Genomic DNA, 22,094 nt, shown 5'->3' with positions numbered 1-22,094 from the left:
CGCCGTCCTCCCCCCGTGCGGCCGGCCCCGGCTCAGGCCGGCCCGGTCCCCTTCTGCGGCTCCTGGCCGGCCTTCTCGGCCTCGGCCGCCTTCTCCGCCTCCGCCTTCTCCTCGGCCTTCTCGGCCTTGGCGGCGGCCTGCTCGGCCTTCTGGACGGCCTTGCGCTCGGCGTCGGCCTTCTTCTTGTCCTCGGCGATCTGCCGCTTGGCGGCGGTCGCGTAGACGTCGACGTACTCCTGGCCGGACAGCCGCATGATCTCGTACATCACCTCGTCCGTCACCGAACGGAGGATGAAGCGGTCGTTCTCCATGCCCTGGTAACGGGAGAAGTCCAGCGGGCGGCCGATCCGGATGCCCGGGCGGATGCCGAAGTTCGGGACCACCTGGCCGGGCGGCTGCACCTTCTCGGTGTCGATCATCGCGACCGGGATGACCGGCGCGCCGGTAGCCAGCGCGACGCGGGCCAGGCCGCCGACCTTGCCCCGGTAGAGCTTGCCGTCGGGCGAGCGGGTGCCCTCCGGGTAGACGCCGAACAGCTCGCCGCGGTCCAGCACGGCGATCGCCGACCGGATCGCCGCCTCGCCGGCGCCGCGCACGCCCGAGCGGTCCACCGGGAGCTGGCCGACACCCTTGAAGAAGGCGGCGGTCAGCCGGCCCTTGATGCCCGGCGTGGTGAAGTACTCGGCCTTCGCGATGAAGGTCACCCGGCGCTTGATCAGCGCGGGGAAGAAGAAGGAGTCCGAGAAGGACAGGTGGTTGCTCGCGATGATCGCGGCACCCTCGGTGGGGATGTTCTCCTCACCCTCGATCCACGGCCGGAAGAAGATCCGCAGCAGCGGCGCGACGATCATCTTCATCAGTCGGTAGAACAACCCGGGCCTCCTGTATTGCGGACCGGTCGATCCTAATGCCCCTCGGTGTCCGCCCGTGCCCCGCCCCGCCCCGACGGGGTGTCCGGGCCGCCGGGTGACGGGGTGTCGGGCCGGCTTCCCGGCGGGGGTGTACGGAGCGGGCGGGCCCGTGGGACGATGCGAATTCCGCAGCCGCCCGCACCGGTCCGCCCCGCACGCCCCCGTCCGTACAGCGCCCCCTCCAGCGTCCTCGCCCGCGAAGGAGTCCGCCATGCCGCTGCTGCCCGGCGCCGAACCGTACCGCCACCGGGGCGGGCCGGTGGGCGTCCTGCTCTGTCACGGCTTCACCGGCTCGCCGCAGTCGCTGCGGCCGTGGGCGGAGGACCTCGCCGCCGCCGGGTGCACCGTCTCGCTGCCGCTGCTGCCGGGCCACGGCACCCGCTGGCAGGACATGCAGGTGACCCGCTGGGAGGACTGGTACGCCGAGGTCGAGCGGGAGCTGCTGGCCCTGGCGGCGGAATGCGAGCGGGTGTTCGTCGTCGGGCTGTCGATGGGCGGCGGCCTGGCGCTGCGGCTCGCGGCGGTGCACGGGAGCACGGTCGCCGGGCTGGTGCTGGTCAACCCGTCGGTGCGCTCGGACAACCCCGCGAGTGTCATTCTGCCGGTGCTGCGGCACCTCCTGCCGAGCCTGCCCGGGGTCGCCAACGACATCGCCCGGCCCGGCGCGGTCGAGCTGGGCTACGACCGGACGCCGCTGCACGCCGCCTGGTCGCTGGCCCGGCTGTGGAAGGAGGTCCAGGCCCGGCTGCCGGAGGTGACCCAGCCGGTGCTGCTCTTCCACAGCCCGCAGGACCACGTGGTATCGGCGGCCAACTCCGAGCTGGTGCTGGCCCGGATATCCTCGACCGATGTGACGGAGCGGCTGTGCCAGCGCAGCTACCACGTCGCGACGCTGGACCACGACGCGGCGGAAATATTCGCGACCGCCCAGGACTTCATCCGACGGTTGGCCCCCGCGCAGGCGGCGGGCGCCACCTCGGTGAAATCCGACCACCACCAAGGCTGAAGGGCCGGAAGTGCACGAGAGCAGCACGGCGGGCGGCGAGGACGAGACGCCCCGCGAGGAGGGTGCGGCCACCGGCGGCGCGCGGCCGGGCGCCGGGCGGACGGAGGGCGAGCAGACGGGTCGCGGACCTTCCGGTGAGACGGTCGCCGGCTCCGGCGACGCCCCGGCGGCGGGCGAGGAGACGGGCGGCGCGACGGGCAGCACGGGCAACGCGGGCGGGGCGGGCAGCAGCACCACGTCGGGCACCGGCACGACGCCCGGCGCGGGCGCGCCGGCCGGCCAGTCCCGCCCCCGGCGCGCGCCCGAGCGCAGCCAGGCCGAGCAGGACGAGATCTTCGCCGCGCTGGTCGCCCAGTTCGACGACCCGGTCGACCTCAACAACCCGAACTGGCCGGAGATCGAGAACCTCCGGGCGCGCGGCGAGCTCAAGGGCTTCAAGGAGCCCGACGGCCCGCCCGGCGAGCCCGGCGACCTCTCCGACCTGGCCCCCCAGCCGCGCCCCCGCTCCGGCCGGCCGGTCATGCCGGCCGCCGGCTCCGGCCCGCGCGACTTCGAGCTGGCCGAGGAGACCGACGAGGGCCACTTCGAGCCGCCGGAGCCGCCGCCGCTGCCGGAGGCCGACACCACCGCCAAGTTCGCCTGGCTGGCGGTGCTCGGCGGGCCCGCACTGCTGCTCTTCGACGCGGTCGTCTGGCGCGAGGTCTCCGGCTGGCCCGCCTGGGTCGGGGTGGCCGCCTTCCTCGGCGGCTTCGCCACCCTGGTGGTCCGGATGAAGGACCGCGACGAGGACGAGCCCGAGGACCCGCACGGCGGCGCGGTCGTCTGACCGCCGCGGCCGGCCCGGGCATCCGGCTACCCGGCGGGCAGCTGCAGGACGGCGAGCACCGGGAGGTGGTCGGTGGCGGCCCGCAGGTCGGCGCCGGTGACGCCGGGCAGGCCGTGCGGGACGCCGCAGGCGAGCACCTCGACGCCCGGCGTGGCGAAGACGGCGTCCAGCCGCTGGTAGGGGTTCTCCGGAACGGACGTCATCTCGCCGCCCCAGGGCGCCACCACGTGCCCGTCCTGCAGCCGCGCGGCCAGCGAGCGCCAGCCCGGGCCGTCCGGGTGCTCGTTGAAGTCCCCCGCGATCACGCCGAGTTCGGCGTACCGCAGCTGCCCGGTGAGCAGCTCGAACTGGCGCCGCCGCTCGTCCGCGTCCAGGCTGAGGTGGCAGCTGGTGACGGTGAACGGCGCGCCGCCGGGCACCTCGACCAGCGCGGTCGCGAAGCCGCGCGCGTGCAGTCCGCGGGTCTTCGGCAGCAGCCGGTCGTGGACGGCCGCCACCCGGACGCCGGGCCGGCCGAGCAGCAGCGGCCCGGCGGCGGCCCGGCCGCCGCCGGCGAGCACCGCGGTGCCGGTCCGCCGGGCGAGCCAGGCCGCCTGCCCCCGGGGACGCCAGTAGCGCGGTGACTCCTGGACGCAGACGAGGTCGGGCGCGCAGGCCCGGATCACCCGGACCAGGGCGCGCCGGTCGTCGCGCAGCGAGCGGACGTTGTAGCTGAGCAGCCGCAGCCGGCCCGCTGCGGGCGGCGGCAGTTCGGCCGGTTCGGCAGGTGCGGCCGGTGCGGTGGTCATCGCGGTTCCTCCCCTGGGCGTCCTCGGTGACGACCGTACGGCAGGACGGGGGCGTCGAGGGGTGAACACGGACACGGCGCGGCCCGTCCCTCCGGGCGGAGGGACGGGCCGCGGTGCGCGGGTCACGCCGTGCGCGTCGGGGGCCTGCCGGTCAGACCGTGCGGGCCAGGTCGGCCGCGCCGGCGATGCCGGCGGCCGAGCCGGTGGAGGCGAGCACCACCTCGGCGCGCGGGCGGTGCACCCCGCCGGTCAGGTAGTGCTCGAAGGCCTTGGCGACCGGGTCGAGCAGCAGCCGGCCGGAGTCGGAGACCCCGCCGCCGAGCACGAAGACGCCCGGGTCGAAGAGCGCCGCGAGGTCGGCCATCCCCCGGCCCAGCCAGTCGGCCAGCTCGGCGTAGCACTCCAGGGCGAGCGGGTCGCCCTCCTCGGCGGCCTGGGTGATGTGGATGCCGCGGATCGTCTCGGCGACGCCGTCGTTGAGCTCCAGCATCCGCCGGCCGCGCACCGGGTCGGCGGCGGCGCGCTCGCGGCCGTAGCGGCGCAGCGCCCGGCCCGAGCCGTACTGCTCCCAGCAGCCCTTGCCGCCGCAGCCGCAGGGCAGGCCGTCCGGGACCATGTTGAGGTGGCCGATCTCGCCGGCCACGCCGAACCGGCCGCGGTGCAGCCGGCCGTCCAGGACGAGGCCGCCGCCGATGCCGGTGCCGACGGTGATCAGCACCATGTCCTCGTGGCCGGCGCCGGCGCCGAACCGGTACTCGGCCCAGGCGGCGCAGTTGGCGTCGTTCTCGATGACCGCGGGCAGGCCGGTGAGCTCCTCGATCCGGCCGCGCAGGGGCTCGTCCTCCCAGTCGATGTTGGGGGCGAAGATCACCGTCGAGCGGCTGCGGTCGACGAAGCCGGGGGCGCCGATGCCCGCCGCGGTCACGCCGGGGTACTGCTCCTTGAGCTCGCGCACGGCCTGCGCGATCGCGTCGACCGCCCACTGCGGGTCGGCCGGGGTGGGCACCCTGGTCCGGGCGAGGATCTCTCCCGCCTCGTCGACCACACCTGCCGCGATCTTGGTCCCGCCGACGTCGACGCCGATGGTCAGAGCCATGTGTCCCTCAGCTATTCACTCGTTCCCGCTGGACGGAACGCTACCGCCCAACCATGCCCCCGTACACACCGCCGCCTACATTAACCGAAGACATTCTTGCGGCAACCTGCTCAAGACCGTTCAAAAGTCGTACATTTTCACCGGTCGCTTTCCAGGGTGAAGCCAGAACGTGGCCCACAGGGCATCAGGGGTTCACTGCTTGTCGGACGGTCCCTCAGGCGTGTCGTCCAGGTCCACCCGCTCCGGGCGGGCCGGCCCGCCGGCGGTCCAGCGTCGCTCGTGGCCGGTGACGGCGGCCCGGTAGGCGGCCAGCAGTTCGGTGCCGGCGGCGGCCAGACCGGTGCCGGCGGCGGCGAGGTGGCCGTACACCTCGGGCTGCTTGTCGCGCAGGCGGTCGGCCAGCCCGGCCAGCGAGAGCAGGGTCTCGGCGCTCGCCTCCTGGGCCTTCTCCCCGACGACGGTGGCGAACCGGCGGACCTCGTCCACCAGCGGGCCCAGCTCCGGGCCGAACGGGTGCGGGCCGCCGTCCCGGTCGGCGGTGGGCTCGGTCCGGTCCGTGGTGGTCATCGCGCAGGCCTCCTCAGCAGCGGCGGCCGCACCCGCGGCCGCCCGCCCCGACGCTACCGGACCACGACGGGCCCTCCGGACGCCGAGCGGGCCCTCGTCGAGCGGGCCCTAACTCCGGGGCCAGAGCGCGGGGTCGGGGGCGAAGCGGACGGCGAGGACGCCGTCGTGCAGGCCCGCGCCGGCGACCGTGCAGCGGCGCAGCGCCGAGGGCAGCGCGAGCACCCGCCGGTGGGCACCGAGGCCGACCACCAGTTCGTCGCCGCGCCGCACCAGGTCGAGGTCGGCGCGCTCGGCACCGGGCAGGGCGAGGTGCCAGACCAGCAGGCCCTCCGAAGCCAGCCGGTCCTCGACGGTCCACGGCCCGGCCGGGTACGGCTCGGGGCCGGGACCGGCGCCGTAGAGGCGGTCGGCGACGGCCTCCGGGGTGGTCTCGGCGGGCCCGGTGGTGAGCACCGGGACGCCGTCGCAGGCGACGGCCAGCGCGGCCAGCTCCTCGCGGCGGCGGCGGGCCAGGCCGGCCAGCCAGGGGTCGGGCGAGTCGGCGGCCGCGTCCGGCAGCACGCCGTGCACCACCACGGCGTCCGGGCGGTGGCCGTGCAGAGCCAGTCCGGTGCGGATCCGGCGCAGTTCGTCGAAGGGGTGGGCGTCCGCCGCGGTGACCAGCCGGACGCTGGTGCCGGGCGCGGTGATGGCGGCGCGCGCCTCGGCGAGCGCGCCGGTCGCCTTGGCGCGCGCCTCGTACAGCCAGTCGGCGGGCATCGGCACCCCGGCGAGGCCGGCCAGCAGCGGGCGCAGCGCCCGGGCGGCCTGGCGCTGCTCGGGGACCAGCCGGGCCAGGTAGCGCTCCAGCTGCTCGGGCAGCGCCAGGATGGCGATGAGGTCGGCGGGCGGCGGGGCGAGCACCACCAGGACGTCCGCGTCGGCCGCGGGCAGCGCGCGCAGCAGGGCGAGCCGGGCGGTGCCGGGGAGGGCGGTGAGCTCCTCGGCGTCGAGCGGGTCGGCGCCCAGCAGGTCGAGGGCGGGCTTCAGCCGGCCGCCGATCCCGTCGAGGGCGCGCCGGAAGGCGGCCTGCTCGTCGGTGCGGGCCACGGTCAGGCCGGGCGCGTACGCCGTCGGCCCGGCCTCCAGCCGGACGCCGAGGGCGGCGTCCAGGGTGCGGTGCGGGTCGTCGGCCGCCAGCAGCAGGGTGCGCCGGCCCCGCCGGGCGGCGTGCAGCGCGGTGGCGGCGGCCACCGCCGGCGCCGCGTGGTCGCCGCTGACCAGGATGGTGCGTGTCGCCGTCATGCCGTGCCGCCCCCGTTCGTCGGTGCCGTCGGTCCTGCCGGGCGCCCGGTCAGAGCGCCTTGCCGGCGGCGGTGTCCTCGACACGCTTCTTCAGACCGGCCAGGGCTCGGTCGATGATGACCTTCTCGGCCTTGCGCTTGATCATGCCGAGCATCGGGATCTTGACGTCGACCGCGAGCTGGTAGGTGACCTCGGTGCGGTCGGCGCCGAGCGGGGCCAGGGTGTAGGAGCCGTCGAGCGAGCGGAGCATCTGGCTGCGCACCAGGGTCCAGCCGCACTCGCGGTCGCCGTCCCAGGTGTAGGCGAGGACGTGCTCGTCGCGGATCGCGCCGGCGTCGAGCACCAGCCGGACCTGGGAGGCGCGGCCGTTCTCCCCCGTCTCCAGGACCTCGATCTCCTTGACCTCTCCGGTCCAGGCCGGGTACGCGGCGAAGTCGGCGATCACGGCCATGACCGTCGCCGGGGTCGCGTCGATGGTGATGCTCGACCTGGTGTGCTCCGCCATGGAATGGCCCTCCGCGTCGTCCCGTGCTGCTGGTCCGGCCGAGCCTGCTCGGCCGGGTGCGCCCGGAGCAGGCTATCGCGCCCCGCCCCCGGGCCCGTCCTTCGGTGCACCCCCGGAGCCGGACCGGGCGCCGGGGCGGCGGACGGGCCCGCGCGGGACCCGTACGGCGGCCCCCGGCGGGCTACCGGCCGGTACCGGCGGGCTGCCGTAGGGTGCCATTCGAACGACCCGGTTCCCGACCTGGTCGGACGGGTCAAGGTGTGACACTTCGAACACCGGAGCCGACCCCCCTGGTCGAAGCCGCCTACCGGGCAGTAACGTCCTGCCGTCCCGCAGCGTCGCGAACGAGGAGCAGTCTTGCTCGACTTCAGCCTTCCGGCCCTCTACCAGGTACCGAGCGGCGGTAACCTCTCGGACATCGTGGTCCAGAACGCCGAGCGGCACCCCGGTGTCGCGGTGCTCAGCCGCAAGGTGGACGGCCGGTGGCAGGAGTTGACCGCCGCCCAGTTCCTGGTCGAGGTGCAGGCCGCCGCGAAGGGGCTGATCGCCGCGGGCATCGAGCCGGGCGACCGGGTGGGCATCATGTCCCGCACCCGCTACGAGTGGACGCTGCTGGACTTCGCGATCTGGACGGCCGGCGCGATCACCGTGCCGGTGTACGAGACCTCCTCGGCCGAACAGGTCGAGTGGATCCTCGGCGACTCCGGGGTGGTCGCCCTGTTCACCGAGACCGCGACGCACAGCGCGGTGGTCGCCGAGGTCCGGGGCCGCCTGCCGAAGCTGAGGCACACCTGGCAGATCGAGGGCACCGCGCTCGCCGCGCTGGCCGAGTCGGGCCGCGCGGTCACCGACGCCACCGTCACCGAGCGCCGCTCGACGGCCACCCCCGACTCGATCGCCACCATCGTCTACACCTCGGGCACCACCGGCCGCCCGAAGGGCTGTCAGCTGACGCACGGCAACTTCCTGGCCGAGTGCGGCAACGTGGTGGAGCGCCTGGCCCCGCTGTTCCGCACCGGCGAGAGCTCCGTGCTGCTCTTCCTGCCGCTGGCCCACGTGTTCGCCCGGATCGTCGAGATCGCCCCGGCGATGGCCCCGATCAGGCTCGGCCACGTCTCCGACGTCCGGGACGTCACCACCGAGCTGGCCGCCTTCAGGCCGACCCTGATCCTGGGCGTGCCCCGGGTCTTCGAGAAGGTCTACAACACGGCGCGGGCCAAGGCCCAGGCCGACGGCAAGGGCAAGATCTTCGACAAGGCCGCCGACACCGCGATCGCCTACAGCCGGGCGCTGGACGCGGGCGGCGCCGGGCTACTGCTCAAGCTCAAGCACGCCGTCTTCGACAAGCTGGTCTACAGCAAGCTGCGGGCGGCCCTCGGCGGCCGGGCCACCCACGCGATCTCCGGCGGTGCCCCGCTCGGCGAGCGGCTCGGCCACTTCTACCGGGGCATCGGCTTCACCGTGCTGGAGGGCTACGGCCTGACCGAGACCTGCGCGGCCACCGCCTTCAACCCGTGGGACAAGCAGAAGATCGGCACGGTCGGCCAGCCGGTGCCCGGCTCCTCCGTGCGGATCGCCGAGGACGGCGAGGTCTTCTTCAAGGGCCCGCACGTCTTCACCGGCTACTGGAACAACCCGCAGGCCACCGCGGACACCCTCAAGGACGGCTGGATCGCCACCGGCGACCTCGGCTCGCTGGACGACGAGGGCTACCTCACCATCACCGGCCGCAAGAAGGAGATCATCGTCACCGCGGGCGGCAAGAACGTCGCCCCGGCGGTGATCGAGGACCGGATCCGGGCGCACGCCCTGGTCGGCGAGGTCATGGTGGTCGGCGACCGCAAGCCCTTCGTCGCCTGCCTGATCACGGTCGACGAGGACTTCTTCCCCAAGTGGAAGGAGCTGAACGGCAAGCCGGTCGGCGCCACGGTGGCCGACCTGCGCGAGGACCCGGACCTGCTGGCCGCCCTGCAGACGGCGGTGGACGACGGCAACGCGGCCGTCTCGCACGCCGAGGCGGTGAAGAAGTTCCGCCTGCTCGACACCGTCTTCTCCGAGGAGAGCGGCCATCTGACGCCCTCGCTCAAGCTCAAGCGCAACGTCGTGCTCAAGGACTTCGCGGCCGACGTCGAGGCGATCTACCGGAAGTAGCCGCTCCCCCGCGCCCGCCAGCAGCGAGGTCAGCCGCCCGGCCAGCAGGTCCCAGCGCCAGGAGCGGTCCACCCAGCGCCGCCCGGCCTCGCCCATCCGCCGGCGCAGCTCCTCGTCCTTCAGCAGCCGGACGATCCGCTCGGCCGCCGCCGCGGGCGTGCCGCCCGGCACCACGTAGCCGGTCTCGCCCTCCAGCACCGCGTCCGGCGCGCCGCCGGAGTCCCCGGCCACCACCGGCAGGCCGGTCGCCGAGGCCTCCAGGTACACGATGCCGAGCCCCTCGACGTCCAGCCCGCCGCGCCGGGTGCGGCAGGGCATGGCGAAGACGTCCCCGGCGCCGTAGTGCGCGGGCAGCTCCTCCCACGGGACCGAACCGGTGAACCGGACGGCGGAGCGCACCCCGCGGGCGTCCACCAGCTTCTCCAGGTCCGCCCGGTAGGGGCCGCCGCCGACGATCAGCAGCACGGCGTCCGGCACGTCGGCGAGGATCTGCGGCATCGCCTCGATGAGGGTGTCCTGGCCCTTGCGCGGCACCAGCCGGGAGACGCAGACCACCACCGGCCGGTCGGCCAGCCCGAGCCGCTCGCGCACCGCGGCGCCACCGGAATCCGGGTGGAAGGTCCGCTCGTCCACGCCGGGCGGCAGCTGCACCATCCGGGCGGCGGCCTGCGGGCCGACGGCGGCGGCGATCCGGGAGCGGGTGTACTCGCCGAGGTAGGTCAGCACGTCGGTGCCGGTGCCGATCCGGCGCAGCAGCTGGCGGGCCGCCGGAAGCTGGGCCCAGGCGGCCTCGTGGCCGTGGGTCATGCCGAGCAGCCGCCCGGCGCCGGCCCGGCGCAGCGCGGGGGCCATCAGCCCGAGCGGAGCGGCGGCGCCGAACCAGACCGAGTCGCAGCGCTCGGCGCGCAGGATCTCGGCGGCCCGCCGGGCGACCCGCGGTGTGGGAACCATCACCTTCGTCCGGTCGCGGATCACCGGGAACGGCTGTTCGGCGTCGAAGCGCGCCACCTCGGTGCCGTCGCGCCAGGTGGAGGCGTACACCACGACGCTTCCTGCGGGCTGACGGACGGCCATGTTGTGGACGAAGGCCTGGATGCCGCCGGGCCTCGGCGGGAAGTCGTTGGTCACGATCAAGGTCTTGTGCATCAGGCCACGGCTCGCTCGGTCGGGGGGTGCTCGGTGTACCGCTCAGTGATCCGTACGATAGGTCAACACCATGGCCCGCCGGGAACGGATCCGCGCACGGCAACCGTTCCACCCCCGGGTCTGTCCTAGTACCGGGGTGGTCGGCGCGGCCGGTCCGGCCCGTGACCGCGGCCGGCGCCGACCCGCCCGGACCGCCCGGGCACCCGTCGCGCGGCGCCGCCGGCGGGACGTCCGAGACGAACGAGGGAGCGCAGTGGAGTTGGCCCCGGCCACCGAGTCCGGTACATCCAGCGGCGCCGAGGGCTCCGGCACGGCGCTCGCCGTCCGCCGCGAGCCGGTGCAGAGCTCCGCGCGCCCCTCCGGCCGTTCGGGCGCGCTGCTGGCGCTCGGCGCGACCTGGGTGGCCACCCGGACGCTCCTGCTGCTGCTGGTGACCGGCGTGCTGCGGATGCCCGGCGGGGACATCACCGCCGACGTCTGGCTGATCTACCACGGCTGGTACGGCGTGCTGCAGACCGGCACCTTCCCGCTCGACGACGTCACCTGGCAGTACCCGCCCGGCGCCGCCCTGGTGATCCTGCTGCCGGGCCTGCTGCCCTGGTCGTACCTGGTGTCGTTCTGGGTGATCTGCGGGATCGCCGACGCGGCCGCGATGGCCCTGCTGGTGCGCACCGGGCTGCGCAAGGGCCGGGCGCTGACCGGCGCCTGGGTCTGGGTGGCCGGCGTCCCGCTGCTCGGCCCGATGATCTACAACCGCTACGACGTGATCGTCACCGCGATCGCGGTGGCCGGTCTGCTGGCGCTGGTCCGCCGCCCGGCGATCGGCGGCCTGCTGCTGGGTCTCGGCGGCATCGTCAAGATCTGGCCGCTGCTCGGCCTCATCGGTACCCCGTCCGGGCGGCGCACCCGCCGCTCCTGGACGGCCGCGGCCGCCGCGACCGCCGCGATCGGCTTCCTGCTGGCGGCCGGGATGAACGGCGCGTTCGAGTTCCTGACGTTCCAGAAGGACCGCGGCATCGAGGTGGAGTCGGTCGGCGCGCTGCCGATCCACTTCGCCCGCATCGCCGGCGCCTGGGACGGCAAGGTGATGATGAACTACGGCTCGGTGGAGATGCTCGGGCCGTGGGTCGAGGTGGTCAGCAAGGTGATGCTGGCCGGCACCGTGCTCGGCTTCGGCTGGCTGCTGCTGTGGCGCTTCACCGCCCGCCGGCGCAACGCGGCCACCATGTACGACGCGGCGCTCGCCGCGCTGCTGATCTTCACCGTGACCAGCCGGGTGATCAGCCCGCAGTACCTGGTCTGGCTGGTCGGCGCGGCGGCGGTCTGCCTGACCGTGCGCGGCACCAGCCAGCGGCCGGTGGCGCTGCTGATCCTGGCGGCGACCCCGCTGACCCTGGTGGAGTTCCCGCTGGTCTTCGGCGACGTGGTCGCCAGCCGGCCGGGCGCGATCGCCGTGCTGACCGCGCGCAACCTGCTGCTGCTGGCCGCCACCGGGCTGTCCTGCGTGCGGCTGTGGCGCTCCACCCGGCGCGGCGAGCCGCTCCCGGAGACCGTGGTGATGACCCGCCCGGAGCCGGTGCCGGCGGCCGCGTTCTCGGTCCGCCCGGGCATCGCGTACGAGCAGGACCTGCTGGACGGCATCGACCGGCCGGCCGCCGCGCCCCGCGAGCGGCGCCAGGGCGCCCGGCCCTAGCCGGGCTCACCAGGCCGCGAGTGCCCGGAGCTCGGCCTGCCAGAGGCCGGTGAACTCGGCCAGGCCGAGGCCGAGCCGGTCCCGGAGCAGCCCGTCCAGCCAGGCCCGCCGGTCCGCGCCCGGGCCCGCCGCGCCGACCGCCCGGTAGAGCTCCACCAGCCGCCGCGGCCCGTACCGACGGGCGATCAGGTCGCAGGCCAGCCAGGCCTGCTCGTAGACCTGCGCGAGGCCCTCGCCACCGGCCGTGAAGGCGGCGTCCTCGGGCAGCGCGGCGGGCAGCCGCCCGGCGGCGACGTCCCGGGCCAGCTCCGGGGCGAGCTGCCGGGCCGGGCGGCCCGCGTCGTGGTAGCCGGTCCAGTCGGCGACGCCCTCGGAGAGCCAGAGCGGCGTCCAGGCGCTGGTGTCGGCCCGGGTCGCCACGTGCACCGCCTCGTGGGTGACCACCACCTGGCGGCCGAAGTCGCTCAGGTTCGGGTAGCCGTCCGGATTGACCAGGACCCGGTCGGCCGGGGCGTTCAGCGGTGCGCCGGGCGCGGCCACGGTGACCGCGGCCATGCCCGACCAGCCGGACCGCTCCTCCGCCAGCAGCCGGGTGAACTGCTCACCGGTGGCGGGCAGTTCCAGCAGCAGCCGGCCGGCCCAGGCGGTGCCCCAGAGGGCCTCCACGGCGGTCACCGCGCGGTCGCCGACGGCGGCGAGCCCGGCGAGGGCGGGCGCGCCCGAGGCGTCCGAAGCGTCCGCCCCGAGCACGCCAAGCACCAGACAGCGGGCGCCGGCCCCGGCCCGCACGGCGCCGAGGTCCCACAGCGGCGGCGGCCCGCCCGCGCCCTCCTCGCGTTCGACCCGCCAGCCGGCGGCGGACCGGGCCAGGACCAGCCGGCGCGGGTGGACCACCGGAAGCCGGTCGTACCCGGTCACCTCGACGGTCAGCTCGGCGGTGGCGGTGCACCGGCCGGCCGGGTCCACCGGGCCGAGCAGCAGGTTCCGGTACCCCGCCCGCAGCGGCAGCTCCGGCGGTCCCGCGGTCAGCGCCCGGGCCCGCCCGTCGAGCAGCGCCAGGACGTCGGCGTGCGCGTCCGAGGCCGCGGGCCGCGCCGGACCGGCCCCGGGCAGCGAGAGCTGGGCCAGCCCGCCGGCCGCGAGCAGCAGGGCGGTGCGCCGCGACGGCAGGCGGCCGACGGCGGGATCCGGGCGGCTCAGAGCCGGATCACCCCCGCGACCGGCATCGTGCTGACGCTCTCGTAGCGGACCCTGGCGCCCGGGTAGGGGGCGTGCACGATCACCCCGCCGCCGGCGTACATCCCGACGTGGTGCATGTCCCGGTAGAAGATCACCAGGTCTCCCGGCCGCGCTTCGGAGAGGCTGACCCGCTGCCCGGCGTACGCCTGGGCCTGCGAGGTGCGCGGCAGGGTCACTCCGGCCTGCCGCCAGCTCCAGTACATCAGACCGGAGCAGTCGAACGCCTTGGGCCCGGTGGATCCGTAGACGTAGGGCGAACCGATCATCCGCACCGCGGCGGCCAGCGCGGCGGCGCCGCGTTCGGAGGCGGGCGGGGTGCTGCCGAGGTCCAGCCGGTCGGTGCCGCGGGTGACGCGCTGCTCGGCGTCCCGGGCGTCCTGGGCGGCGAGCCGGGCGCGCTCGGCGGTGCCGAGGCTGTTGAGCAGCCGCTGCGCCGTGGCGAGCCGCTGCTGGATCTGCTGCTTGCTCTCGGCCAGCGCCTTGCGGGTCTGCTCCAGCTCGGCGAGCTTGGCGGTGGCCTCGGCCCGGCGCTGGTCGAGCACCCGCTGACGGCCCACCACCTCGTGCAGGGTCTCGTTCTGCCGCTCGGCGGCCTGGTCGAGGGTGCGGGCCCGGGAGAGGTAGCCCTCCGGGTCGGTGGAGAGCATCAGCTGGACGGTCCGGGTCATCCCGCCGCCGCGGTACTCGGCGCCCGCCACGGTGGCGAGGTCGCCGCGCAGCCGGTTGAGCTCGTCCTGGGCGACGGCGATCTGCTGCTGCAGCGTCCCGGTCTCGTTCTGGAGCTTCTGCTGGGCCTCCTGGGCGGCGTTGAACCGCTCCGAGGCCTGCTCGGCCTCGTCGTAGAGCTGCTCCACCTGGGCCTTGACGTCCTTGCGGTCGGCCGGGCCGTCCGGCGAGCCGGGCGCGGCCTGGGCACAGCCGGCGGTCGCCACGCCGAGCGCGGTGGTGGCCGCCGCGGTGAACACCAGCGCCCGGGCGAGCGCGTGCGCACCTGACAGCGGGGAACGGCGGTGCACGGCCATGCGACGTCGGCTCCGATCCTGGGCCCGGCCCGCCGCCGCGCCGGGACGGGCGGCGGTCGAAGCGGGCGTCCGGTGGCAGACGTTAGCGAGTCCGGGCAACCGATTCCAAACCCCTCCGAACCCGAATATTCGGACACTTATCGGACGTCAGATCGGTTCGCGGACCGAGCGCCCCGTCGGGCCGGGGAACGCCGCGGGCCCGGTCCCCCGCATGGGGGACCGGGCCCGACGGAGCCTGCCGACCGTGGGTCAGAGGCGCACGATGGTGTTGACCGGCATGTTGGAGGCCGACTCGTAGCGGACCGACGCGCCCGGCTTCGGGGCGTGGATGACCTGGCCGCCGCCCACGTAGATGCCCACGTGGTGGCGGTCGCCGTAGAAGATCACCAGGTCGCCGGGCTGGGCCTTGGAGATGTCCGACCCGATCTGGGTACCGGCGGTGGCCTGCGCCTGCGAGGTGCGCGGCAGCGACACGCCCGCCTGGGCGTACGCCCAGCCGGTGAGGCCCGAGCAGTCGAAGGAGTTGGGGCCGGTGGCGCCGTAGACGTACGGCGAGCCGAGCTTGCTCTCGGCGGCGGCGATCGCGGCGGCGGCGCGCGAGCCGTTGGCGGCGGGCGCGGCCGGCTTGGTGGCCTCGGCGGCCGGGGCCGACGCGGTCGAGGAGCCCGACGAGCCGGAGGAGCTCGACGAGCCCGAGGACGGCGCGCTCAGGTTGCTGCGGTTGTTGTCCCGGGAGGCGCGCTCGGCGTCGGCCTTCTCCTTGGCGGCCTTGGCGGCCTCGGCCTTGGCGGCGTCCGCCTTCGCCTTGGCCTCGGCGGCGGCCTTCTCCTCGGCCGCGCGGATGGCCTGACGCTCCTGCTCGGTGAGCGTGTTGAGCAGGTCCTGGGCCTTCTGCAGCTTGCCCTGGACCTCCTCCTTGGAGGACTTCAGCTGCTGGGTGGTGGCCTCCAGCTCGCCGAGCTTGGCCTGGGTCTCGGTGCGGTCCTGGTCGAGCCTGCGCTGCTGCTCCTGGAGCTCCTTCAGCGCGCCGGACTGGGTGGAGCCGGCCTGGTTCAGGGCGTCGGCCTGGCTGAGGAAGTTGTCCGGGCTGGCGGAGAGCATCAGCTGGACGGTCTGCGAGATGCCGCCCGTGCGGTACTGCTCGCCGGCGATCTCGGAGAGACCACCCTGCGCCTCGATCACCGAGGCCTGCTGACGGGCCACCTTGTCCTGCAGCTCGGCGACCTGCTTCTGCAGCTCCTGCTGCTTGGCCTGGGCGCCGTTGTACTTCTCGGTGGCGACCTCGGCCTGCTCGTTGAGCTGGTCGACCTGCTCCTTGACCTGATCCTTGGTCGGCGTCGGGTCGGCGTGGGCGCCGGACTGCGCGGAGAGGGCGACGGCAGCGGCGGCCACCCCGGTCAGGATCGAGACACGGGCGCGGCCGGCGGGCTTGGGACGACGATGGGACGCCACGAAGGCGGACTCCTTCTTCCTCATCCGCCTACCGGGTGAGCTGACGGGTTCGGGCGGAAGCGTGCCCTACGACGCCTCACCCGCCGCTCGCGCGGCCGGCCTGGCGCCGATTCACCCCGGAGGAACGTGGTTCCCCGGCTCCGCTCCACAGCGGGCCCCCGACTACTGGGTCCTCACTCGAACGGGCGACCCGAAGGCCCCGTCCCACTGCTTCGCGAACTCGGCGGCGAACCCCGCCGCCACCCAGGCTGGGTGATCGACTGTGCGTGGTTCGAGTCACGACCCTAGTAACAGATCCGTGATCCGTTCAAATCCTTGTCAGAAAAAAGCCGGAAGAATGCCCAAGTTCTTTTGTGAATATGACCGACCGTGACCAACCATCCACGTCCGGCTGATCATTTTCCGTCAGACGGTCGAACGGGCGGGCGAAACGCCAACGCCACCCCCGTGCGGAGGTGGCGCTGATCACAGGAGCCCTCGGCGGGCCGCCCGGGCGTGTCGTGCCGGTCCGTCAGACCCGGCGGATCGTGTTGATCGGCATGGCGTCGGCCTTCATCACCTTCACCACGTCACCGGTGTGCGGCGCGTGCACCACCATGCCGTTGCCGATGTACATGCCGACGTGGCTGCGGTCGCTGCGGTAGATGATCAGGTCGCCCGGCTGGGCCTCGGCCAGCGACGGCACCCGGGTGCCGTAGTTGCCCTGGGCCTGCGAGGTGCGCGGCAGCGAGACGCCGGCCTTCCCGTACGCCCAGACCATCAGACCGGAGCAGTCGAAGGTGCTCGGGCCGGTGGCGCCCCAGACGTACGGCGAGCCCTGCTTGCCCATCGCGTTGGAGACCGCGGCGCCGGCCATGCCGCTGGCCTGCGGCAGGCTGCCCAGGTCGGTGCGCTCGTTGCCGCGCGAGGCGCGGTCGGCCTGCTGCTGCGCCGCCTTCAGCGCGGCGCGGTCGGCGGCGCTCAGCGAGTTCAGCAGGTCCTGGGCTTCCTTGAGCTTCTTGTTGACCTCGGCCTTGGACTGGTTCAGGTCCTTGGTGGTGGTGTCCAGCGAGGCCAGTACGGCGGCCGCCTCGGTCTTCTGCTGGTCGAGCCGGCGCTGCTGGTCCTGCAGGCCCTTGAGCGCCTCGGCCTGGCTGGAGCTGGCCTGCTGCACGCTGGAGGCCTTGTCCAGGTAGCCGGACGGGTCCGAGGAGAGCATCAGCTGGACGGACGGGTCGATGCCGCCGGTGCGGTACTGCTCGCCCGCCACCTCGGACAGCCCGGCCTGGAGCTGGGTCATCTGCTCCTGGCCGCGGGCCACCTGGTCCTGCAGCTGGTCGGCCTGCTTGCGCAGCTGGTCGGCGCGCTCCTTGGCGCCGTTGTACCGCTCGGTGGCCTGCTCGGCCTCCTCCTGCAGCTGGTCGATCTGCGCCTTGACGTCGTCCTTCTTGGGCGACGGGCTGGGCGCGGCGTGGGCGGCGACCTGGGCGGAGAGAGCGACCGCGGTCGCAGCGGCAGCGGTGAGCACGGAGACCCGCGCGCGGCTCGGCTGCTTGGGACGGCGGTGGGAGGCCAAAGGGACCGGCTCCTTCTTCCAATGGCCTCACCCGAAGGGGTGAGAATCCGGAAAATAGGTTTGACGCCAGACCCTAGTGAAGATCCACGCTTCGCGCCACTCCCCCGATCGCGTGAACCCGCGCCGCCGATCTGACTTCACAGAACTCGCACACCATCGCCATCACGGCGCTGACCAGCCGTCATACCGACCGGCTCGCGGCCGGGAGCGGTTACGGCCTGGCCAGCCGGTTCAGCAGCAGCACCGATGCGACGGGGCGCGCGCCGGCCTTCCGCACGCCCTCCGCGACCTCCCGGTCGGTGGAGACCACCACCACCGGGCGCCCTTGCGGCTCCGCCCGGACCAGTCGGCGGATCAGCTCGTCCGCCGTCTCCCCGGTCCGGCTGAACCGCACCCGCACCCCGCGCGGCGGCGCCATGATCACCGGCACGTCCAGGTCCTGGCCGTCGAACACGCAGGTGACCTCCGCCTGGGTGCGCTGCGCCAGCATCGCCAGCCCGCCCAGCAGCCGGATCCGCTGCTGCTCCAGCGGCAGCGTCGGATAGCCCGTCTTGGTCACGTTGTAGCCGTCCACCACCAGATGGACCTGCGGGATCGCCAGCAGCTGGTCCAGCAGCGCCGGATCGTCCTCGGCCAGGCCGCGCCGCGCCACGTCGTGCGGCGAGGCCGAGCCCGGCTCCACCGCCTCCACCAGGTCCGCCGGGCGGATCTGGGACACCGGCAGCGCCAGCTCCCGCTGGAGCCCCTGCGCCGACTGCAGCACGGTGTCCAGCAGCAGCCGCAGCCGCATGTCCTCGACGCTGCGCCCCTCGCGGGCCGACCGGCGCCCCTGCTCCGCGACGTTCTCCAGCTCCGTGACCCGGTGCCGCAGCCGGCGTGCCTCGCTCTCCGCCGTGTTCCGCTCGGCCGCCGCCTGCGCCCTGACCGCCTCCAGCTCGGCGGCCACCTTGCGGGTCTCCGCCTGCGCCCTCCGGGTGTCGCTCTCCAGCGACCGCAGCCGGCGGCGCAGCGAGTCCGCCTCCCGGCGGACGTCCTCCGACTCGGCCCGCTGCCGGTCCAGGTCGGCGCGCGCCGCCGAGCGCACCTCGGCCAGCTCGGCCTGCAGCTTCTCCACCAGCCGCGCCGCCTCGGCCGCCGCGCCCTCGGCGCCCGCCCGCTCGGCCTCCTCGCCGGCCTCGGCCACCAGCCGGCTCCATCCGGCGGAGCGCACCAGGTAGGCGGCCGCCGCGACGTCCATCGGGTCCGCGGCGCCCGGCACGGTGCCCGACTCCAGGGCCCTGACCAGGTCCGGCTGGCCCAGCCGCAGCCGCTCCGCTATCCGCGACCGGAAGGCCGGCTCCGCCTCCAGCGCCGCCGCCAGCGCGGTCGCCGCGTACTTGGCCCGGCGCGCGGGGGTGAACTTGGCGTACTGGCGCAGCGACTGGGGCAGTTCCGCGAGCGGCAGCCCGCCGAGCGCGTCGGAGGCGAGGCCCACCACGCGCCGGCGCACGCCCTCGGGCAGCGGCCGGTCCAGGGTCTCGGCGCCGCCCGTCGCACTGCCCGCGACGTCCCGGTCCGACCCGTCGACGGCTGCCGCCGGCTCGTCACCGCCGCCCGACTCCTCGCCGGCGGCCGCCTCGGCCGGGGCGTCGGTGCCGGAGGGGGCGGCCCCTGCCGCGTCCGGCGTCCGCGCGTCCGCAGCGGGCTGCCGCCCCTGCGGCCCGCCGGGCTCCTTCGCTGCGTCCACCACGTCCTCGGCTCCGATCCTGGTCCAGCGGGGTACGGCCCCCGGCCGCCGTCCCCGTCACACTCCGTGCGTTCTCTCTGTATTGTCCCGTGCGGCGGTCGGCCATGCCCCGCACCGCCCGCCGCACGGATCAGGCGATCAGGCCTGCTCGGAGCCCTCGGCGCCGTCGGCCGCGCCCGGGCGGGCGACCAGTTCGACCTGGTCCACCGCGTTGCACCAGCGGCAGCGCACCGACTCGACGGTCTCGCTGAGCACCTGGGTCTCCTCGATCTTCGACTCGCCGGCCAGGTCGAAGTGGAGGAACTCGGTCACCCGGGCGGTCCGGGTCACGTCGAAGCGGGTCAGGTTGCCGCAGAGCGTGCAGCGCCAGCGCGTCTCGGCGGTCAGGGCGGGGACGGTCATCGGGGGTCCTCTCGGGTGGTCCCTGGGTGGGCTCAGGCGCTCCCCCCGGAGCCCCGGCGTCGGCGGCGGGAGGCGGGATTGCCCGCCCCAAGCCTATTGCCTGGGGCAACCTTCACGGCCACCGGCCGACCGGCCCGCAGCGGGTAGCCCACCTGCCGTAACCACGCGGTGCCCGCCGCGTGCCGGAGGGATGCTGGGGCCCATGGCCCTCCCGGTCCTCCCCGACCGCACCGGCGTGCGCCGCGGCCGGCCGGCCGCCGCCGCACCGGCCGTCTGCTACGCGCTGATCGCGCTCAACACCGCGGTCTTCCTGCTCGGACCGGCGGCCGGGCTCAACCCGCTCTACGGCCACGGCCGGACCCGGGTCTGCGCGGAGCAGCGCTACGAGCAGCGCTGGGGGGCCGTCCCCGCCGAACTGCTGACCGGTCGCCCGCTGACCGCCGGCCAGCTCGCCGAGGCCCCCGACCCGGTGCCCGGCTGCCCGGCCGCGCCCACCCCGGGCAAGCACCCGGCGCTCTCCGTGCTCAGCGCGCTCTTCCTGCACGGCGGCTGGCTGCACCTGCTGGGCAACCTGCTCTTCCTGCACGTCTTCGGCCCCACCGTGGAGCGGCGGCTGGGTCGCCCCCGGTTCCTCCTCTTCTATCTGGCGTCCGGGGCGCTGACCACCTACGGCTTCGCGCTGGCCGAGGCGCACTCGCCGGACGCGACCCGGGTGCTGATCGGCGCCTCCGGGGCGATCTCCGCCGTGCTCGGCGCCTACCTGCGCTTCCACCCGCGGGCCCGGGTCACCACGCTCGTCCCGCTGCTGCTCTTCCTCCCGCTGCGCTTCCCGGCCTGGCTGGTGCTCGGGCTCTGGTTCGCCCTCCAGTGGTGGTCGGTGCATTCCGCCGGGCCCGGTGTGGCGTACGTGGTGCACGTGATCGGTTTCGCGGCCGGGTTCCTCTACGCCTGCACCCTGACCGGGCGCCGGCCCCGGGCCACCCGCCCCCGCGACGGTGCCGCCCGATACGCTGGCGGCACCTCACAAAGGAGTACGCCACCGTGATCACCGCCATCGTCCTGATCAAGACCAGCGTCGACCGCATCCCGGAGATCGCCGAGGCGATCGCCGCCATCGAGGGCGTCAGCGAGGTCTACTCGGTGACCGGTGGCTACGACCTGGTCGCGATGGTGCGGGTGGGCCGGCACGACGACCTCGCCGAGGTGATCCCCGGCCGGCTCAACAAGGTCCCGGGCGTCGCCCACACCGAGACCCAGATCGCCTTCCGCACCTACTCCCAGCACGACCTGGAAGCGGCCTTCTCGATCGGTCTGGACGAGTAGCGCCGTCGGCGGGGCCTCAGCCCTCCCGGCGGGTGTCCGCGACGCAGCGGCCGCCCTCGTTGCGGTAGGTCCAGGCCGCGCCGTCCGTGACCAGCTCGCGGACGGCGGTCAGGAACCGGTCCACGTGCTCGTCCGGGGTGCCCGCGCCGAAGCTCACCCGGATCGCGTTCAGGCTGCGCTCGCCGGGCAGCGAGGGCTCCGGCGCGCCGCACTCCGAGGGCGCGGCCTCCTCGTCGCCGAGCAGCGTGCGGACCAGCGGGTGGGCGCAGAACAGGCCGTCGCGCACCCCGATGCCGTACTCGGCGGACAGCGCGGCCGAGAAGTGCGAGCTGTTCCAGCCCCGGACGACGAAGGAGAGCACGCCCACCCGGTCCGAGTCCGCGCCGAACAGGTTCAGCACCCGGACCTCGGGGATCTCGGCCAGCCCGGCCTTCAGCCGCGCGACCAGCGCGCGCTCACGGGCCTCCAGCGCGTCGAACCCGGCCTCGGTGAGCGCCCGGCAGGCCGAGGCGATGGCGTAGGCGCCGATGACGTTGGGCGAGCCGGCCTCGTGCCGGGCCGGGCCGGTGTGCCACTGCACGGCCACCGAGCCGTCGGCCTCCCGGGCCACCGTGCGGGTGGCGCCGCCCCCGGCCAGGTACGGGTCGGCCGCGTCCAGCCAGTCGGCCCGGCCGGCCAGCACCCCGGCGCCGAACGGCGCGTACAGCTTGTGGCCGGAGAAGGCGATCCAGTCGACGTCCAGCTCGCGCACCGAGACCCGGTGGTGCGGGGCCAGCTGCGCGGCGTCCAGCACCACCCGGGCACCGTGCCGGTGGGCGGTGCGGGTCAGCTCGGCGACCGGCCAGAGCTCACCGGTGACGTTGGAGGCGCCGGTGACGCAGAGCAGCTTCGGGCCCTCGGGCGAGGCGGCCAGCGCGGCGTCGAAGGCCTCGACCGCCTCGGCGTGCGAGCGGGGGGCGCGCAGGTAGGTGACGGGCAGACCGGCGTGCGCCCAGGGCAGCAGCGAGGCGTGGTGCTCGGTCTCGAAGGCGAACACCTGCGTCCCCGCCGGGACGGCGCCGGCCAGCAGGTTGAGCGAGTCGGTGGTGGCGCGGGTGAAGACCACCTGGTCGCCCTCGCGCAGGTCGAGGAACTCGGTGACGGTGCGGCGGCTCTGCTCGAACAGGTCGGTGGAGAGCTGCGACAGGTAGCCGGCGCCGCGGTGCACGCTGCCGTAGTACGGGGCGTAGGCGGCGACGTCGTCCCAGACCCGCTGGAGCGCCGGGGAGCTGGCCGCGTAGTCGAGCGCCGCGTAGCCGACCTTGTCACCGTTGGCGAGCGGGACCTGGACGTCGTGGCCGAGGACGGCGAGGGGGGCGCAGAGAGAGGTGCCGACGGACATGAGGATGCACTCCTGTACGGG

General features: G+C 74.8%; 19 protein-coding genes, 1 pseudogene and 1 riboswitch. Of the genes and pseudogenes, 6 read left to right on the top strand and 14 right to left on the bottom strand.

The window, feature by feature from the left end:
* Window positions 1–32: 32 nt before the first annotated feature.
* Window positions 33–857: a lysophospholipid acyltransferase family protein gene (locus ACFVVU_RS28585; protein ID WP_380688242.1), complete on the bottom strand. Its 825-nt coding sequence runs from the start codon at window positions 855–857 to the stop codon at window positions 33–35.
* Window positions 858–1,122: 265 nt separating this feature from the next.
* On the opposite strand from ACFVVU_RS28585, the gene ACFVVU_RS28580 reads away from it, so the two are divergent.
* Together ACFVVU_RS28580 and ACFVVU_RS28575 are read left to right on the top strand one after the other, a co-directional pair.
* Window positions 1,123–1,917, top strand: a complete 795-nt coding sequence (locus ACFVVU_RS28580; RefSeq protein ID WP_387793126.1) for an alpha/beta hydrolase — start codon at window positions 1,123–1,125, stop codon at window positions 1,915–1,917.
* Between the two features lie 10 nt (window positions 1,918–1,927).
* Window positions 1,928–2,743, top strand: a complete 816-nt coding sequence (locus tag ACFVVU_RS28575) for a hypothetical protein (RefSeq protein WP_387793124.1) — start codon at window positions 1,928–1,930, stop codon at window positions 2,741–2,743.
* 26 nt (window positions 2,744–2,769) lie between these two features.
* Here the strand turns inward: ACFVVU_RS28575 and ACFVVU_RS28570 are convergent, their stop codons facing one another.
* The 5 genes from ACFVVU_RS28570 to ACFVVU_RS28550 all read right to left on the bottom strand — a co-directional run bounded on the left by ACFVVU_RS28570 (window position 2,770) and on the right by ACFVVU_RS28550 (window position 6,983).
* Window positions 2,770–3,531, bottom strand: a complete 762-nt coding sequence (locus ACFVVU_RS28570; protein WP_387793123.1) for an endonuclease/exonuclease/phosphatase family protein — start codon at window positions 3,529–3,531, stop codon at window positions 2,770–2,772.
* Between the two features lie 151 nt (window positions 3,532–3,682).
* Window positions 3,683–4,627, bottom strand: a complete 945-nt coding sequence (locus ACFVVU_RS28565; protein ID WP_380688252.1) for an ROK family glucokinase — start codon at window positions 4,625–4,627, stop codon at window positions 3,683–3,685.
* Window positions 4,628–4,819: 192 nt separating this feature from the next.
* Window positions 4,820–5,194, bottom strand: coding sequence for a DUF5304 family protein (locus tag ACFVVU_RS28560; RefSeq protein ID WP_380688254.1), 375 nt, complete (start codon window positions 5,192–5,194; stop codon window positions 4,820–4,822).
* A 108-nt stretch (window positions 5,195–5,302) separates the two neighbouring features.
* Window positions 5,303–6,478 (bottom strand): ArsA family ATPase, encoded by a 1,176-nt coding sequence (locus tag ACFVVU_RS28555; protein ID WP_387793121.1) that lies wholly within the window; start codon window positions 6,476–6,478, stop codon window positions 5,303–5,305.
* A gap of 49 nt (window positions 6,479–6,527) precedes the next feature.
* Entirely contained in the window at window positions 6,528–6,983 is a 456-nt protein-coding gene (locus tag ACFVVU_RS28550; protein ID WP_380688258.1) for an SRPBCC family protein, read from the bottom strand.
* Window positions 6,984–7,340: 357 nt separating this feature from the next.
* Between ACFVVU_RS28550 and ACFVVU_RS28545 the strand changes: the two genes are divergently transcribed.
* Window positions 7,341–9,134: an AMP-dependent synthetase/ligase gene (locus ACFVVU_RS28545; protein WP_387793119.1), complete on the top strand. Its 1,794-nt coding sequence runs from the start codon at window positions 7,341–7,343 to the stop codon at window positions 9,132–9,134.
* Window positions 9,135–9,152: 18 nt separating this feature from the next.
* On the opposite strand, the pseudogene ACFVVU_RS28540 reads toward ACFVVU_RS28545, so the two are convergent.
* Window positions 9,153–10,280, bottom strand: a pseudogene (locus ACFVVU_RS28540) (glycosyltransferase family 4 protein); the annotation flags it as partial.
* Window positions 10,281–10,533: 253 nt separating this feature from the next.
* Between ACFVVU_RS28540 and ACFVVU_RS28535 the strand changes: the two are divergent.
* Window positions 10,534–11,973, top strand: coding sequence for a glycosyltransferase 87 family protein (locus ACFVVU_RS28535; RefSeq protein WP_387793117.1), 1,440 nt, complete (start codon window positions 10,534–10,536; stop codon window positions 11,971–11,973).
* Window positions 11,974–11,979: 6 nt separating this feature from the next.
* On the opposite strand, the gene ACFVVU_RS28530 is transcribed toward ACFVVU_RS28535, so the two are convergent.
* From ACFVVU_RS28530 to ACFVVU_RS28505, 6 genes are all read right to left on the bottom strand, one after another.
* The gene (locus tag ACFVVU_RS28530) at window positions 11,980–12,939 is read right to left on the bottom strand and encodes a hypothetical protein (RefSeq protein WP_380688380.1); all 960 of its coding nucleotides are present in this window, start codon (window positions 12,937–12,939) and stop codon (window positions 11,980–11,982) included.
* Window positions 12,940–13,169: 230 nt separating this feature from the next.
* Entirely contained in the window at window positions 13,170–14,234 is a 1,065-nt protein-coding gene (locus tag ACFVVU_RS28525) for an NlpC/P60 family protein (RefSeq protein WP_380688378.1), read from the bottom strand.
* Between the two features lie 249 nt (window positions 14,235–14,483).
* The gene (locus ACFVVU_RS28520; protein WP_387793115.1) at window positions 14,484–15,686 is read right to left on the bottom strand and encodes an NlpC/P60 family protein; all 1,203 of its coding nucleotides are present in this window, start codon (window positions 15,684–15,686) and stop codon (window positions 14,484–14,486) included.
* Between the two features lie 10 nt (window positions 15,687–15,696).
* Window positions 15,697–15,853, bottom strand: a riboswitch (cyclic di-AMP (ydaO/yuaA leader).
* Window positions 15,854–16,197: 344 nt separating this feature from the next.
* Window positions 16,198–17,241 carry an NlpC/P60 family protein gene (locus ACFVVU_RS28515; RefSeq protein ID WP_380686652.1) on the bottom strand — a complete coding sequence of 348 codons (1,044 nt, stop codon included), beginning with the start codon at window positions 17,239–17,241 and terminating at the stop codon, window positions 16,198–16,200.
* Window positions 17,242–17,452: 211 nt separating this feature from the next.
* A complete protein-coding gene (locus ACFVVU_RS28510; RefSeq protein WP_387793113.1) occupies window positions 17,453–18,970 on the bottom strand; it encodes an NYN domain-containing protein in 1,518 nt (505 codons plus the stop codon).
* Window positions 18,971–19,105: 135 nt separating this feature from the next.
* Window positions 19,106–19,369, bottom strand: coding sequence for a hypothetical protein (locus ACFVVU_RS28505; protein ID WP_380686656.1), 264 nt, complete (start codon window positions 19,367–19,369; stop codon window positions 19,106–19,108).
* Window positions 19,370–19,571: 202 nt separating this feature from the next.
* Here ACFVVU_RS28505 and ACFVVU_RS28500 point away from each other — a divergent pair, with 202 nt between their 5' ends.
* Entirely contained in the window at window positions 19,572–20,414 is an 843-nt protein-coding gene (locus tag ACFVVU_RS28500; RefSeq protein ID WP_387793111.1) for a rhomboid family intramembrane serine protease, read from the top strand.
* On the top strand, window positions 20,411–20,692 hold the full coding sequence (locus ACFVVU_RS28495) for an Lrp/AsnC ligand binding domain-containing protein (RefSeq protein ID WP_355361788.1): 282 nt from the start codon (window positions 20,411–20,413) through the stop codon (window positions 20,690–20,692). The genes ACFVVU_RS28500 and ACFVVU_RS28495 overlap by 4 nt, the downstream gene beginning before the upstream one ends.
* Before the next feature lie 16 nt (window positions 20,693–20,708).
* Here ACFVVU_RS28495 and ACFVVU_RS28490 read toward each other — a convergent pair whose 3' ends face one another.
* Window positions 20,709–22,073 carry an aminotransferase class V-fold PLP-dependent enzyme gene (locus ACFVVU_RS28490; protein WP_387793109.1) on the bottom strand — a complete coding sequence of 455 codons (1,365 nt, stop codon included), beginning with the start codon at window positions 22,071–22,073 and terminating at the stop codon, window positions 20,709–20,711.
* Between the last annotated feature and the right edge of the window lie 21 nt (window positions 22,074–22,094).

Source organism: Kitasatospora sp. NPDC057965, from assembly GCF_042887135.1.
GTDB lineage: Bacteria > Actinomycetota > Actinomycetes > Streptomycetales > Streptomycetaceae > Kitasatospora.
This window is presented reverse-complemented; position numbering and strand designations above follow the sequence as displayed.